Origin of the sequence: Rhodococcus sp. 06-470-2, from assembly GCF_002258235.1 — a bacterium.
Lineage (GTDB): Bacteria > Actinomycetota > Actinomycetes > Mycobacteriales > Mycobacteriaceae > Rhodococcoides.
Genome location: NZ_NOYB01000036.1, coordinates 1 through 15053, shown reverse-complemented (window position 1 = coordinate 15053; position 15053 = coordinate 1). Strand labels below are relative to the sequence as shown.

The window sequence follows — 15053 nt, the reverse complement described above, 5'->3', positions numbered from 1 at the left end:
ACATCACGACGATCCCGTGACAACAGGATCGTCGGCGAGTGCGTCGATTCGGATCTGCAGCCGTGACTTCAATTCCGCAGCATCCGCATCGATGTCCTCCTGGGAGAGACCGGCCGACGTGGGAACGGACGCGGCGACCTCGTCGACGATGTCGAGCACCCGGCCACTGGCCCACAACTCGTCGTAGATCGTGCGGAACGCAGTGTCGTACTCGTCGGTGAACTCCGTCGAGTCCAAGAACATGTCCTTGAGCGAATTACCCAGCATCGGGCCACCTTCGGGCATGCCCCCGCCTTCCGGGAGCTCCATTCCCTCCGGTGGGGTGAAGCCCTCGGGCAGCTGCGGCATGCCACCGCCTGCCCCTCCGCCACCGGGAATCATCGAGACTTCGTCGTGGGCCCCGGCGGTGGAATCGGAATTCAGAGCCAGATTGAGATCCCACGACACGACGGAGAACTTCTTCGTGTCCAGGTCGTAGTAGAGGTAGAAATTCTTTCCCGGTCCGCCCATGTCGTCGCCGTTGCCCAGCAAGTTCTGCAGTGCAAGATAATTCGCCAGCGAGTCGACGTCGACGTAGTCGGCCAGATGCGCATCGAACTCGGCCTGGTCTGCACCGTCGAGCCACTTCAACAGCGTGATGATCGGTTGCAGGTCCGCTGTCCCGCGGGCATTGATCTGGGTGAACTGCTCTGCATAGGTGGTCTGATCGTCACCCTGATACGTGAAGCTCGCATTCGCTCCGGTCTTGTACAACACCCCGTCGCCGTCCTCCAGAGAATTGGCGTAGTCGTCATCGGGAGCGACGACCACCAGTCGCGTCGTCTCGGCCGAGTCGTTCACCGAGTACGTGGTGTAGGTGAAGTCCTGGGTCGGCTGGTCCGAAGCGTCGGTGATCGCAAGAGAGACCGACTCGTTCAACGCCGGAGTGTACGGCCGCAGCGAGAGCGTGGTGTGACCCTGATACGCCCGCCCCTCGGAGTACTCGGCGAAGTCGATCAGAAACGGAAGATCCTCGGGCGCATCGAAACTGAGCGGTTCACCGAACACACCCATCCCGGCTCCCCCGGGCATTCCCCCGCCCTCCGGCATCGCCGCACCCTCGGGCATTGCTGCACCCTCGGGCATTGCTGCGCCGTCCGGCATTGCTGCGCCCTCAGGTATTGCTGCGGCGTTCGCTGGGGGTGCTGCGCCGTCCGCGCCGGCGTTGCCACGACCGCGTCCCGGCATCGTGCCGTCATCGTTGCTCAGCGAACTCAGCGTCGAGTTGCCCTTCAGTCGAATACCGACGTCCGAGATCAGAGTCCCGTCGATGGTGATGTCGGCGGGTACCGATTCCTTGACACCCTCGTTCTGGAACGAGTCCTTCAGGGTCTGGTAGTCACCGGCATCGATGTCGAGCGAAATCGAATGCGACACAGTGGGATCGAAGAGGTCGACCGTGCCCTGGACGTTCTCGGTGATCTCCGACGCGATGACGGTTGCATCGCCGGTGATGTACGGGCGGATCCGGGTCGACCCGAACACGGTCGCCATCACCACGACGAACACCAGGAGCGTGGCAGCGATCTTCCAGTGCTGCCGCACCGTCCGAGGAATTCGATGGATCAACCTCCTTCGCAGGGTCGTCGGAGCGGAGGGAAAGTTCGTGTTCGGGTCGGCCACGATCAGATATCCGTCTGGTCGTATCCGGTGAGTACCGAAACCCGTTGTCCGGTATTGACCTCACTGAGGGCAGCGATCAACTCACCGGGCTTCTTGCCGGACCGCAGTTGTGCGGTGAAATACAGCTCGGTCAGTGCGCCCGATCTCACCGATTCGGTACTGACAAGCTCGAACTCCTTGCAGTACTTGATCAGTACGTCCTCGACCAGATCGGTGTAATCGGCGTCGGGTGGCACCTGAACCTTGACGACCTGACGCTGCACATCGAGCTTGAACCAGTCGAACTTGCTCATCACCACCATCACCAGGCAGATCGCGAACGTTGCCGCGATCGCCAACACGTAGAAGCGCGTTCCCGTGGCCATGCCGATCGCCATCACGAGGAAGATGAAGCCGACGTCGCGAGTTTCCTTGATGGCGTTGCGGAATCGGACGACGGACAACGCACCGACGAGGGCGAACGCCCGCGCCACGTTCGATCCGACGACCAGCATGATCAGGCTGATGACCATGCCCACCGTGACGAGAGTTTGTACGTAGGACTGGCTGTACGAGACGTTCTTGTGGGTGAGTCGATAGACCCAGCCGATGATGGCCGACAGGACGAACGACAGTGTCAGAGACACCACGATGTCGAACGTCGAGAACGTTCCGCTCAGGTCTTGAATGTTGAAATTCATCGCATTCCGATCGAGTTGTATCGAATTTCGCACTGGCTACCGGGGGTGGTTCGGCCCGCGCGCCGGCGTAATCCTCGCTTTTTACCGTTTGTTCGGATGCCGTTAACCATAGAGACATTCGGTCCGGAAATTCCATACAGGAAGCTGGCAGTTTCCTGCCAATTCAGCCGTGAGAAGCCTGGCAGCACACAGTCGATCCACGACGAATACCCGACATCCACTTCGGATGTCGGGAAGGGTCATCGTTTCTTATCATGTTGCAGTGCAACAGTTTCGATTGTTCGCTTCAGGCAACGTAACTCCGACCGAACAGGCTCGCGATCAGCGAGCCTCCGAGCGTAGGGCCGGCAGAATGACCTCGTCGATGATTCGGGTTCGGTATTCCGAATCCAAAGGCTTGGCATCGGTCAATGGCCCCGTCATGATCGCGCTGAAAACCATGTATTGCAGAAAATCGGCAGCGGGCGGTCTGGTCGACAATTCCCCCCGCTCCACCGCACGCATGACGACCGATTCGAGGAATCGAGCCTCGGGTTCGAGGAACGTTCTCCGCACCGCTGCCGCCAACTGTTCGTCGACCATCACCGCATGGTGGATCGCCGCAGCGAAACGTTGATCGTGCTCCGCCCCCTCGGACACCCGGTGCATCAGCTCGAGCAGATCTCCACGAAGGTCGCCGGTATCGATGCCGACGAACGGCGGGGGGCCCACCGATTCGATGGCAGCGACCACCAGCTCGGCTTTGCTCGACCACCTCCGATAGAGGGTGGCTTTGCTGCACTGCGCTCGTTCGGCAACCAGGTCCATCGACAGCGAGTCGTAACCGACCTCCCCGAGGCAGAGCAGCGCAGCGTCGAGAAACTCGCCCTCGCGCTCCACACTCACCCTCGACCGACGTGGGGCGTCGCCGTTCATCCGTGCCCCCTTATCGAATCGAAACAGTTTCGTACCGAAAATCGATCCTAGCGCTGAGGCATACTTCTGTCACGGGACGCGAGTGCAGGTGACCTACATCACGTCAGTGTGACATTGTTGAAGCCGTCGGATCGGCGTGAACGGCTGGAGAAAATCGTGACGGCCTGGTGGCGGTGGTACGCAGCGCTCGGCGCAGTCGGCTGCGTCGTCTACTTCCTCGTCCCCACGATCGTCTGGGCTCAGTCGGTCTTCGTACTCGTCGGAGCGTCCGCCGTCGCTGCCACCGTGATCGGTACCAGGATGCACCGGCCCGCCAACCGCAGAGCCTGGCTGGCCATCGCCACCGGAACCGCACTGTGGGTGCTCGGCGACATCGTGTTCGAGTGGATCCACGTCACTCGCGGCAGCGTGCCGTATCCCTCGATCGCCGATGCGCTGTACCTCGTCGGCTATCCGATCTACGGTTTCGGCCTGTTTCTGCTGGCCCGCCACAAGTGGCGGGCCAGTGAGCGTGGGCATGTCGCCAACAGTGCCATCATCATGGTGGCCTTCGGACTGCTCACCTGGGTCTTCGCCGTCCAGCCGACGCTCGGCGCGGAAGGAATCTCCGGATTGGGCGGACTCGTCGACGTCGCGTACCCCGCGATGGACATCTTCCTGCTCGGACTGTTGGCCCACTTCGTCGGATCACGACAATGGCGAGCCCTGTCCTACCGACTGCTCACCTGCGCCGTGTTGTTGCTCGTCGTCACCGACACCGTCAACAACTTCGCGATCATGCCCGCGTCCTCGTCCCAGCGGTCGCTGTTCGACGTCGGATGGACCCTGTCCTACGTCCTGATCGGCGTCGCCGCCCTGCACCCGTCGATGCGCCGCATCACCAACCCGAACATCGAATCCGACGCCCATCTGATGGCGTCGTTCACCACCCCCACTGTCGTCGTGCTCACCGCGGCCACATTGACCGCACCGATCGTCATGTTCATCGAAGTCGTTCGCGACGAACCGATCGAGCAGTGGGGTTGGGCAGTTCTGCTCTGCGCCGGAGCGTTGGTGATCCTGGTGGTGTTTCGCATCACCGATCTGTTGCGGTTGCTGCACACTCAAACGGTGCAGTTGCGTGCAGTCGCCGACACCGATCACCTCACCGGGTTGGCCAATTTACGCGCCCTGGAACATCAGGTCTGGAGCAATGCCGGCGGATCGACATTGCTGACCGTCGATATCGATCGTTTCAAAGAGATCAACGACACGTTCGGGCGCGGCCTGGGCGACCGGGTTCTCGTGGTGGTCGCCGACCGCCTACGAAGCATCGTCGACGACTCGATTCTGTTGGCACGCTTGGCCGGTGACGAGTTCGCGCTGTGCGGGCCGGCGGAATCGATGGACCCGGCCGCGTTGGCCGAGGAGATTCAACAGCAATTCGCCACGCCTTTCGAGGTGGAGAACATGACTCTGCTCATCGAGGCGAGCGTCGGTGTCGCGTCGAACTCTCCGGCTACCGAGGGCGACCAGGAGACCACACCGGATCGCCTCGTGCAGCGCGCCGACCTCGCCGTCCAGACGGCGAAAGCCGCTCAGTCGCGCATTGCGTACTACGACCGATCGATGGACCGGGACAAGAGCGAGCAACTCATCATGCTCGGCGAGCTCACCACAGCACTCGAATCGGACCAGCTGCGGCTGCACTACCAGCCTCAGGTCGACCTCAGGACGATGAGCGTCGTCGGCGTGGAAGCACTGCTGCGGTGGCATCACCCGAACGGCAATGTCCTGTCCCCCAGCGCATTTCTGCCCACCGCCGAACGTACCGGACTGATCCGGCCGCTGACGAACTACGTTCTCACGCACGCCCTCGCCCAACGCAGGCAATGGCTGGCCGACGGTCTCGACCTGAGCATCGCTGTCAACATCTCGACTCGAAATCTGTTCGACGACACCTTGATCGAGCAGGTGTGCACGGCGCTGACCGAATTCGACTGTCCTCCGTGGCGATTGACGGTGGAAGTCACCGAGACCTCGGCGATGACCGACCCGGTGGGCGCGACGGAGAAGCTGTCGATTCTGCACGCGATGGGTGTGCAGGTCGCCATCGACGACTACGGCACGGGCTACAGCTCACTTGCCTACATCGAGCGGTTGCCGGTCCAGGAGTTGAAGATCGATCGCGCCTTCATCGCCGGCATGGCCCACAATCCCGCGCACGCCGCCATCGTGCGCTCGACCGTCGAACTGGCCCGTACTCTGGGATTGTCGGTGACGGCCGAGGGCGTGGAGGACGAGATGACGATGACGGCGTTGCGTGAGCTTCGGTGCGGTCGGGCACAAGGTTTCCACCTCGGCCGGCCCACCTCGGCAGATCGACTGCCCGCCCTCGTCGCCGAGCTCGACGAACGTCTGAGAAGTGTTACAGGAGAACGGATATCATGACCGAGGCAGCCCTGTCGGTGTATGCAGCCATTCGATCTCGCCGCGACGTTCGCGCCGAGTTCGACGGAACCGTCGTCGACGACGAGACGCTGCGCCGCATCCTCGGTGCCGCGCATCAGGCCCCGAGCGTCGGCAACACCCAACCCTGGGACTTCGTGATCGTCCGCAAGCCCGATACCCTGAGCGCCTTCGCCGCCCACGTGGCCGGCTGCCGACAGGACTTCGCGGACAAGCTCGATGGCGAACGCCGAAAGACGTTCGACCCCATCCGTATCGAGGGAATCGAGACGAGCGGAACCGGGGTGGTGGTCACCTACGATCCAGGCCGTGGAGGTCGGCACGTCCTCGGCCGCGACACCGTCGACGACACCGGATTGTTCTCCGCCGTACTGGCCATCGAAAATCTCTGGCTCGCAGCGATAGCCGAGAACGTCGGCGTCGGCTGGGTCTCCTTCTACGACGAGGCTTATCTCACCGAACTGCTCGACATCCCCGCACCGGTCCGCCCCATCGCGTGGCTGTGTGTGGGTCCGGTCGAATCGTTCCAGGAGGTTCCCGATCTGGAGCGCTTCGGGTGGCGCACCCGCCGTCCTCTGGACGACGCCCTGCACTTCGAGCAGTACCGCCGATGATGCGGGCACGCCTGGTGACGGTGGCGGCCGCGCTCCTGTTGGTGACCGGCTGCTCTGCCGACACTGTCGACGAAACCAATCCTCCCGCAACGACTCCGGCGGCCGAGCCGGCACAGGCCCCGGACTCGGCCGACCCGATCGGAACCGTCGTCGCCCTTCCCGGTGCTCCCGAGGGTGTCGTGGTCGGCTCGTCCGGCATCGCAGCTGCCGGGGTACGTGAACCCGACGGCGTGGTGCTGTTCGATGCGGCCACCGGTGTCGTGCGCCAGATGGTCGCGACGACGGGTGCACCGCGCCATCTCTCGCTCGCAGGTCCCGACGGCCCGGTGTTGGTTCCGCTCGAAGGCAGTGACGAACTGCTCGAGATCTCACTCGACGACGGCGCGATCCTGTCGACCGCCACGGGGGTGGGCCGTCAACCACACGACGCCGTGCAGACCTCCGACGGCACCATCGTGGCCACCAACGAAATGGGTGGCGGAGTGATCTTCCTCCGCGACGGGTCGGTGGTGTCGGAGCTTCCGCCCGGGCCCGTCCAACCCGGTGGAGTCGCCGCTCTCGGTCCCTACGCTGCCGTCGCGGACGTGCAGGGCAACGGTGTGTGGGTCTACGACGGTGCGACGCGCCAGGAGGTGGCGCAGGCTCCGATCGGGGTCAAGCTCACGCACGCGGTGACGGTGAATCAGACGGTGGCCGGGTTCGCCGACACCGACGGCGGCACGGTCCTTCTCGCCTCGGTCGACACCGCAGGAGGCATTCGCCAGATCGCGTCGATCGATGCGCCCGGCAACCCGTACGGGCTCGCCGTCGATCCCGAACGCCGGCTGCTGTTCGTGACGCTGACAGCGTCGAATCTGCTGCGGGTGGTCGACGTGTCCGATCCAGCCGCTCCTCGGACTCTGGGCGACGTTCCGACGGTGACGCAGGCCAATTCAGTCGCCGTCGATCCGCGCACCGGGGACGTGCTGGTGACCGGTAGCGACCCCGGTGCGGCGAGTTCGATTCAGATCATCACCCGCGCAGAGTTGCCCGGCGGTTAGCCCTCACCACCCGTAGGAGCCGGGGATTCCCTTGAACGGCCCGACGACATCGTCGGTGATCCAGCCCTCGTAGAACCCGCCTTCCTGTGGTCGCACGGCCTCACCGTCGATCTCGCATTCGACGCGGCTCGGCGAGAAGGCCAGGTAGCCGGCGATGTCGACGAACCGTGGCGTCGGGTTCTCGTAACTCCACGCCGCCGCCGGTGCCACGGCGTCGCCTCCGTGCACATCCCAGTACGTGGCCGCACCCTTCCACTCGCAGTGCGTCGAGCGGGCGTCCGAGGGCGTCAGCGCACCCGGGACCACGTCCGAAGGTGAGATGTACCAGGTCGGTGGGTGGCTCGTCTCGAGCACTCGGTACGCGGCGGTGGTGCGGGCGATCACCTGACCGCCGAGACGGACGACCAGCGATCGGTTGGAGGACTCGAGCCGCGGTGGGCGGGGGTAATCCCACACCGACTCCTGGCCCGGCTTCGGCTTCTCGGGAACGACGGATCTCGGCAAGTTCTGACTCATCCTTCGATGGTGCCACCGGATGTCACGGAGCGTCGACGGGATAGAGATCGTCCACTCGTTCTTCGTCGAGAATCCATCGATCCACCTCGTCGAGCGGCTCGACCGTGCGCACCGAGGTGACGGGAGATTCGGGCACGGGTTGCTCGACGCGGACCGGCTGGATGTGCTCCGGCTCGGGGTGGACCGGCTCGACGCGCTTCGTCGGCGCGGGTGCCGGCGTCTCGGGGGTGGTGAGTTCGGGCGCAGGCGTCGCCGGTTCGGCTCTCGGTGCGAAGGCCACCTCGTCCACGACGGGTTGTTCGTCGGCGATGCCTGCGGTCTTCGGCAGTTCCGCCGGTACCCGAACGAGGATGCCGAGTCCGTGGGTCGCGGCCAGCAGGCTCACCGGGGCGACGGTCGCAATGGCCGCCGACAGGGCCGGATGCAGCGTGCCGGCGTCGGAGATGAAGGCGTGCATGGCATTTGCGCCGATACTGGCCAGAGCGGCCGTGATCAGCACGCCCCAGAAGAAGCGTCGACCACTGCGTTGCTCCTCGAATTGAGCCAACGCGATGACGGAGATGGTGGCCTGCAGAATGGTGCCGTCGACGATCACCGGCCACAGCCAGGACAGTGAGCGTGGAACGCCTGCCATCGTGGCGAGATCCCACAGTGCGGCGAAACTCAGCACGAACGACGCGATTCCGATGACGGTGGTGATGACGACCGCACTGACGAGCGTCGCACGCAGGACCTTGTTCATGGGTCGTCATGGAACACGAGACCACCGACAAGTTCGGTCGAGCCCGCAACGATCAGGGCTCGCAGGCACCGCGAACCAGTCCCCGCAAACGCGCGCGCGTTTGCCAGCAGCACGCGTAATTACCATGTGCGCGTTGACAATTACGACCGCGTTCGGCACATGCGCGCGCGTGTGCAGCGCACCCGTATGCCCCGGCGGGATCAAGCGGTCCGGATGGCTCCGCGGTAGAAGTCGGCGCGATCGTGCGCGGACATTCCGCCCCACACGCCGTAGGGCTCGTTGGCCTCCAGTGCGTGCTGGCGACATTGTTCGAGTACCGGGCAGCGGCCGCAGACCTGCTTCGCGGACTTCTCGCGCGAGGTGCGGGCGCGACCTCGCTCGCCTTCGGGGTGGAAGAACACGGACGAGTCCAGTCCACGACACAGACCGTCGAGTTGCCAGTCCCAGACATCGGCGTTGGGAACGGGAAGTTGGACCGGCCTGGCGGGTGCGCCTCGCACCATGAGCTGTCTCCTCACTGAAAAGTGAACAAGCTCACTATCTCTCATTCGTCGTACTTTTACAAGTTCTTTTGTCCATTCGTAGTACTTAAAAGCAAGCGCGCTTGCTTGAAACAGCCGTCGCCGACGCTCTCGGGCGGCCATCGGGGGCGACTGCACTGTCGACGCGTGCCTGGATGGGATATGTTGATGCCAATCGACCTATTCGGGTGCGACAGATATCGAGACAAGGACTTGCGATGGACGTCGGCGATCAGCAGAGCCGAGAACTGGTGTTCGCGGCTCTGGCCGACCAGGTCCGCCGCGAGATCCTCGACACCTTGGCCTCGCACGGTGAATGCAGTGCCGGATTCATCAGCGAACACATCTCCTCGGTGGGGCGGACCACGGTGTCGGCGCATCTGAAAGCACTCAAGATGTCGGGAGTGGTGGTGGAACGGCGCGCTGGACGTCACCGCTACTTCTCCGTCGACCCGGCAGGCCCCGCCAACGACGCTCTACGGTTTCTCCGCGACGTTCTCGAGCGTTCACTGGTTGCGGCGCAGACATCCAGCAGTTCGCCCAGTGCCGGCGACGCTGAGGACGATGCGTCGGAAACCCGGTCTCGCCGGCGCGCGTGAGCGCAGTTCGCCCGCAACCGTCGTGAACGCGGTGGCGTGATGGCCGACCTGTCCGTCACAGCACAGATCCACGTACCCCATCCGCCCCGGGTCACGTATCAGCAGTTTCTCGATGGCGATCTCCTCGATCTCGAGTGCACACGCATGGTGGTGGGTGCTGCGGTGTCGGTGTCGTTGCCTGTCGGCGGTGCCGCGGGTGAGCCGATCACACTGCTCGGTCACGTGGCAGCGGTGCGGAGCGGCAAATCCGTTGCAGTGGTACACCATCAACCGTGGCGAGGTCGTTTGACGCTGCGATTTCACCCGGACGGTTCCGGCACACGCCTGGTGTTGGAATCGAGCGTGAACCAAGACGGCGTGGCATGGCTGGCGCACAAACGCGGTTATGGCCCACCCGAACCCCTACGTCCGGACCGACACCGAATCGGTCTGCTGGTGAGCAAATCCGGCTCCGCGGCCGTGTTCGCGCAGGCCACCGAAACACTGGCGCATCTGGCGGTGGACGACATCAATGCCGAAGGCGGGATACACGGACTACCCGTGGAGCTTCTGATCGGCGATGACGCCTCCGACTCGCGAGCGGGGGCTGCCGCCGCCCGCCGATTGCTTCGCAGTGGATGCCGGATCATCTTCGCATGCGTCACCTCTGCCACCTTCAACGCTGCGGCGTCGGCGTTGCAGAACACCGACGTCCTGGTGGTGCACACCGTGCTCAACGAAGGAGGGCGTCCCGATCCGGGAATAGTGCGGCTCGGTGAACGCCCGCTCGCGCAGGCACGTGCCGGCATCCCGGTACTGATGTCGGAAACTCGCTGTAGGACATGGTTCTTCGTCGGCCATCGTTACTCTTGGTCGTACGGCGCGCATTGGGCGGCGCGTCGCGTCGTCGCCGAGAACAACGGTTCGGTACTCGGGGACGCCTACCTTCCGCTGGGTACCGAAGACTTCTCCTCCACCATTGCCGCCATCGAGAATTCCGGGGCGGAACTGATCCTCTCCTCGCTGGTGGGCCACGACGAAGTCGTGTTCGAGCAACAGTGTTTCCACGCCGGCCTTCGATCCCGGACCCGCACGTTGGCCCTGGTGCTCGACGAAGCGACCCAACAGTTGATCGGATCTTCGGCATCCGATGGGGTATGGGCGGCGTTCGCGTATTTCCAGGGCACCACCGACGAGCATCGCGAACTCGAAAAACGTTATGAGACAATGCAGCCCGGACCGAAGCCACCCATGAGTTCGCTGTCCGAGACCACGTACGAGGCCATCGTTGCGTACGGACGGACGATCGCAGCCTCGCACACCGAACTCGACCGCGAGACGCTGCGGCGTGGCCTCACCGTGCAGGCCGCCATGTCTCGCATGGACGGCCGAACTGCAGGGCCGTCCATCGTGCTCGCCGAATCGCGGCACGGCATCTTTCGACCGCGGTGAATCGGCAACTACGCACACCGAAGGTCGATATGTCGCTACTCATTGACGTATAGGTCCGCATCATCTACCGTCCAGTGTGACGACCGACACACGGGGCTGCTTTCGGGTGCGCTCCGGTGAGGTGAACGCTTCGCACGTGACGACGAACAGCGTTCTGTCGCAGCACTTCACGCTGCTCCACCACCGGGTGATGTCCGCGCAACACAGATTTAACCAGTCAATATGTCGATACACATTGACGCATTGGAAGGACTGCTCTAGCGTCGTCGGAACCGAGTACCGATCACGTTCGCGGCGCTGGTTCGTTCGACGATGCACACCCCAGCACGATCTGCCGCTTCGACAGGAGACGCCATGACAGTTTCACGCCCGAGCCCAGCTGCGATCGGTTCGGCCGCAGAGCATTACGGGATAACCCTGAGTACCGCCGATCGTGAGGAATTCGCGGGTCTCGTCGACGGAGCTCTCGGGTCCTACGACGTCGTGGACGACCTGTACGCGGACATCGCACCCACCGCGCCCGACCGTGAACACCGAACTCCGTCCGCGACCGAGAATCCGCTGGGCGCCTGGTATGTCACCACTTCCATCACCTCGGCCGAGGCCGCCGACGATCGCCTCGCCGGAAGACGAGTTGCCATCAAGGACAACGTCGCGGTGGCAGGAGTGCCGATGATGAACGGCTCTCGCACCCTCGAGGGTTTCGTGCCGACGCGGGACGCCACCGTCGTCACGCGTCTGCTGGCCGCGGGAGCCGAGATCGCAGGAAAGTCGGTGTGTGAGGATCTGTGTTTCTCGGGCTCGAGCTTCACATCCGCGTCGGGGCCGGTGCGCAACCCGTGGGATCCCAGTCGCGAAGCAGGTGGATCGTCGAGTGGCAGCGGCGCTTTGGTCGCACTCGGCGAGGTCGACATGGCCATCGGCGGTGACCAGGGCGGCTCCATCCGTATCCCCGCTTCGTTCTGTGGCGTGGTCGGACACAAGCCGACGTTCGGCCTGGTCCCCTACACGGGCGCGTTCCCGATCGAGCGGACCATCGACCATGTCGGCCCGATCGCCCGCACGGTTGCCGACGCAGCGCTGATGCTGTCGGTGATCGCAGGTACCGACGGCAACGACCCGCGCCAACCCGACGAGACTCCCGCCGTCGACTACACCCACGGCCTCGACAACGGGGTCACCGGACTTCGAATCGGCATCGTCACAGAGGGTTTCGGCCACGAGTCGTCACAACCGGAGGTCGACTCGGCGGTCCGTGCAGCTGCGCTCCGCTTCACCGAAGCAGGCGCGGAGGTCGGCGAGGTGAGTATTCCGTGGCATCGACACGCATTCCACGTCTGGAACGTCATCGCCACCGACGGAGCCGCCTACCAGATGCTCGACGGAAACGGTTACGGCCTCAATGCCGGTGGCCTGTACGACCCGGAGCAGATGGCGTACTTCTCCGAGCGACGAAGGACTCACGCCGACGAATTGTCGGAAACCGTCAAACTCGTTGCGCTGTGCGGCCATCACGGAACGACCACTCTGGGATCGGCCGCATACGGCAAAGCCCGCAATCTCGTGCCGACGGCCCGTGCCGCCTACGACACCGCGCTCGAGTCCTACGACGTGCTGGTCATGCCGACGCTGCCCTACACCGCGAGCGAGTTGCCCGAGCCGGGTATCGACCGCGCCACCTACCTCACCAAGGCGCTCGGCATGGTGGTCAACGCGGCACCGCTGGACGTGACCGGCCACCCGGCACTGTCGGTTCCTGCAGGTCTGATCGACGGTCTACCGGTCGGAATGATGATCGTCGGCAAGCACTTCGACGACGCCACCGTGCTGCGCGTCGGGCACGCGTTCGAACAACTCGTGGGCGGATTTCCGACGCCCGATGCCGCGCGAGACCGCGTTGCACTCGCATAGCCCTGACACCCCCACACAACGAAGGAGAATCACGTGAACGGAGTTTTCGATCTCGGCGGTACCGACGGAATCGGTACCGTTGTCGTCCCCGAGAACGAACCGGTTTTTCGAGCGGAGTGGGAGAAGGTCGCTTTCGGCATGTTCTCCATGTGCTTCCGAGGTGGGTTCTTCGGCGTCGACCAATTTCGCTTCGGAATGGAGCAGATCGATCCTGCGGTCTATCTGAAATCGCCGTACTACGAACATTGGATCCACACCGTCGAGTACCACGGCGAGCGCACCGGGAAGCTCGATCTCGACGAGCTCGACCGCAGAACCGAGTTCTTCCTGAAGAACCCCGATGCTCCCCTGCCCGAGCATGCCGATGATCCCGAACTCCTGGCCTTCATCGAAGCCGTCGTGCCCGCGGGCGCACCGGCCAAGAGGGAAAGCGACAAAGTTGCACGCTTCGCGGTCGGCGACACGGTCCGTGTGCTTCGAGGCTCACCCCGTGGACATACCCGCAAGGCTCGGTACATCCGCGGTGCAACGGGGAAAGTCGTGCTGGCACATGGCACGTTCATCTATCCCGACACGGCGGGGAACAACCTCGGTGACTGCCCCGAGCACGTCTACACAGTCCGCTTCGAGGCCGACGAACTGTGGGGCGAGGAGACCGCGGATGCCAATCAGGCCGTGTACTTCGACGTCTGGGACCCCTACATCGAACTCGTGAAAACCGAAGGAGCGCAAGCAGTATGAGTGGACTGATTCGTAGCCAGGAAGAGATCGCTGCACGCGTAAAGGCCTTGGAGTCGATGCTGATCGAGAAGGGCATCATGACCACCCAGGCCATCGACCGTCTCGTCGAGATCTAGGAGAACGAGGTGGGACCGCAATTGGGGGCCAAGGTCGTCGCCAAAGCCTGGTCCGACCCGGAGTTCAAGGCCCGGCTGCTTGCCGACGCGACCGGCGCATGCGCCGAACTCGGAATCGGCGGATTGCAGGGCGAGGACATGGTGGTCGTGGAAGACACCGCCGACGTGCACAACGTGATCGTCTGCACCCTGTGTTCCTGCTACCCGTGGCCGGTGCTGGGGTTGCCACCGAACTGGTACAAGGAGCCCCAGTACCGGGCGGCGATCGTGCGCGAGCCACGCAAGGTTCTGGCGGAGAGCTTCGGCTACGCGGTGTCCGACGACGTCGAGATTCGCGTCTGGGATTCGAGCAGTGAGATGCGGTACTGGGTTCTTCCTGCGCGGCCCGCGGGCACCGACGGCTGGACCGAAGACCAGCTCGCCGAGTTGGTCAGCCGCGACAGCATGATCGGTGTCGGACCCACGGCCGAGGCCACCTCGTGACCGCGTCGGCAATTCGTTCGGATGCAACCGAATTGGGAGATGCGCGTCGTCGAGTGGAAAAGCTCGTCTGCAGCCTCCCCGAGGTTCCCGGCGGTGATACGGCGTTCACGCAACCCTGGGAGATACGCGCATTCGCGATGGCCGTCGCGGCCTACGATGCCCGCCAGTTCGAGTGGGCGGAATTCCAGCTCTCGCTGATCGAGTCGATCAAGTCGTGGGAGGAACGACACGATCCGTCCGAACAATCACCGTGGTCGTACTACGAACACTGGCTCACCGCACTGGAATCGCGCCTCGCGGGTAGCGGGTTGCTCAGCGACGCGGTTCTCGACGCACGAACCAAGGCAGTGCTCGCAACGCCACCCGATCGGGACCACCACAAGGCTCATCTCGAACCCGTGAGCATCGATCCGGCCCGAACCTGAACTCTCGAACACCATCACCGAAAGCGGTACACACCATGACCACAATGTCAGCAGCACCCGACACCGCACTGCAGAAGATCGCGGCCTCGACCGTGATGATCGCTGCAGTCCTGCTCGCTTTCGTCGTGCTCTACCTCGTCGGTTTCGATCAGGGCGCGATCTCCCGCAGTGGCATGTACATGCACGAACTGATGCACGACGGCCGCCAC

The 15053-nt window shown here is 63.7% G+C and carries 16 protein-coding genes; 10 read left to right on the top strand and 6 right to left on the bottom strand.

Going from position 1 to position 15053, the window contains the following annotated elements; genetic code table 11:
- Positions 1 to 3: 3 nt before the first annotated feature.
- The 3 genes from CH276_RS19275 to CH276_RS19265 form a co-directional block, all read right to left on the bottom strand.
- Positions 4 to 1662 carry a CotH kinase family protein gene (locus tag CH276_RS19275; protein ID WP_441344230.1) on the bottom strand — a complete coding sequence of 553 codons (1659 nt, stop codon included), beginning with the start codon at positions 1660 to 1662 and terminating at the stop codon, positions 4 to 6.
- Between the two features lie 2 nt (positions 1663 to 1664).
- Complete coding sequence (locus CH276_RS19270; protein WP_032397174.1) at positions 1665 to 2342, bottom strand: DUF4956 domain-containing protein; 678 nt, start codon at positions 2340 to 2342, stop codon at positions 1665 to 1667.
- 321 nt (positions 2343 to 2663) lie between these two features.
- The gene (locus CH276_RS19265) at positions 2664 to 3257 is read right to left on the bottom strand and encodes a TetR/AcrR family transcriptional regulator (protein WP_094630989.1); all 594 of its coding nucleotides are present in this window, start codon (positions 3255 to 3257) and stop codon (positions 2664 to 2666) included.
- A 108-nt stretch (positions 3258 to 3365) separates the two neighbouring features.
- Here CH276_RS19265 and CH276_RS19260 point away from each other — a divergent pair, with 108 nt between their 5' ends.
- Genes CH276_RS19260 through CH276_RS19250 form a run of 3 tightly spaced genes read left to right on the top strand, consistent with a single transcriptional unit; the run spans position 3366 to position 7359 of the window.
- Positions 3366 to 5687 (top strand): putative bifunctional diguanylate cyclase/phosphodiesterase, encoded by a 2322-nt coding sequence (locus CH276_RS19260; protein WP_094630990.1) that lies wholly within the window; start codon positions 3366 to 3368, stop codon positions 5685 to 5687.
- A gap of 11 nt (positions 5688 to 5698) precedes the next feature.
- Entirely contained in the window at positions 5699 to 6319 is a 621-nt protein-coding gene (gene bluB, locus CH276_RS19255; RefSeq protein WP_176459347.1) for a 5,6-dimethylbenzimidazole synthase, read from the top strand.
- Positions 6316 to 7359, top strand: coding sequence for a hypothetical protein (locus CH276_RS19250; RefSeq protein WP_254924246.1), 1044 nt, complete (start codon positions 6316 to 6318; stop codon positions 7357 to 7359). Before bluB ends, CH276_RS19250 begins: the two co-directional genes overlap by 4 nt.
- Positions 7360 to 7362: 3 nt before the next feature.
- Here the strand turns inward: CH276_RS19250 and CH276_RS19245 are convergent, their stop codons facing one another.
- The 3 genes from CH276_RS19245 to CH276_RS19235 form a co-directional block, all read right to left on the bottom strand.
- Positions 7363 to 7875, bottom strand: coding sequence for a DUF427 domain-containing protein (locus tag CH276_RS19245; RefSeq protein ID WP_032397179.1), 513 nt, complete (start codon positions 7873 to 7875; stop codon positions 7363 to 7365).
- Positions 7876 to 7897: 22 nt separating this feature from the next.
- Entirely contained in the window at positions 7898 to 8617 is a 720-nt protein-coding gene (locus CH276_RS19240) for a DUF2637 domain-containing protein (RefSeq protein ID WP_094630993.1), read from the bottom strand.
- A gap of 200 nt (positions 8618 to 8817) precedes the next feature.
- On the bottom strand, positions 8818 to 9120 hold the full coding sequence (locus CH276_RS19235; RefSeq protein WP_032397411.1) for a WhiB family transcriptional regulator: 303 nt from the start codon (positions 9118 to 9120) through the stop codon (positions 8818 to 8820).
- 236 nt (positions 9121 to 9356) lie between these two features.
- Between CH276_RS19235 and CH276_RS19230 the strand changes: the two genes are divergently transcribed.
- The 7 genes from CH276_RS19230 to CH276_RS19200 all read left to right on the top strand — a co-directional run.
- Positions 9357 to 9737: an ArsR/SmtB family transcription factor gene (locus tag CH276_RS19230; RefSeq protein WP_094630994.1), complete on the top strand. Its 381-nt coding sequence runs from the start codon at positions 9357 to 9359 to the stop codon at positions 9735 to 9737.
- Positions 9738 to 9776: 39 nt separating this feature from the next.
- The gene (locus tag CH276_RS19225) at positions 9777 to 11168 is read left to right on the top strand and encodes an ABC transporter substrate-binding protein (RefSeq protein ID WP_094630995.1); all 1392 of its coding nucleotides are present in this window, start codon (positions 9777 to 9779) and stop codon (positions 11166 to 11168) included.
- 354 nt (positions 11169 to 11522) lie between these two features.
- The gene (locus tag CH276_RS19220; RefSeq protein WP_094630996.1) at positions 11523 to 13079 is read left to right on the top strand and encodes an amidase; all 1557 of its coding nucleotides are present in this window, start codon (positions 11523 to 11525) and stop codon (positions 13077 to 13079) included.
- Positions 13080 to 13112: 33 nt separating this feature from the next.
- Positions 13113 to 13820, top strand: a complete 708-nt coding sequence (gene nthB, locus CH276_RS19215) for a nitrile hydratase subunit beta (RefSeq protein ID WP_094630997.1) — start codon at positions 13113 to 13115, stop codon at positions 13818 to 13820.
- A 125-nt stretch (positions 13821 to 13945) separates the two neighbouring features.
- Complete coding sequence (gene nthA / locus CH276_RS19210) at positions 13946 to 14419, top strand: nitrile hydratase subunit alpha (RefSeq protein WP_369597436.1); 474 nt, start codon at positions 13946 to 13948, stop codon at positions 14417 to 14419.
- The gene (locus CH276_RS19205; protein ID WP_254924247.1) at positions 14416 to 14844 is read left to right on the top strand and encodes a nitrile hydratase accessory protein; all 429 of its coding nucleotides are present in this window, start codon (positions 14416 to 14418) and stop codon (positions 14842 to 14844) included. Before nthA ends, CH276_RS19205 begins: the two co-directional genes overlap by 4 nt.
- A 44-nt stretch (positions 14845 to 14888) precedes the next feature.
- Positions 14889 to 15053, top strand: a 165-nt coding sequence (locus CH276_RS19200) for a CbtB domain-containing protein (RefSeq protein WP_373453956.1), incomplete at its 3' end; no start/stop codon positions are given.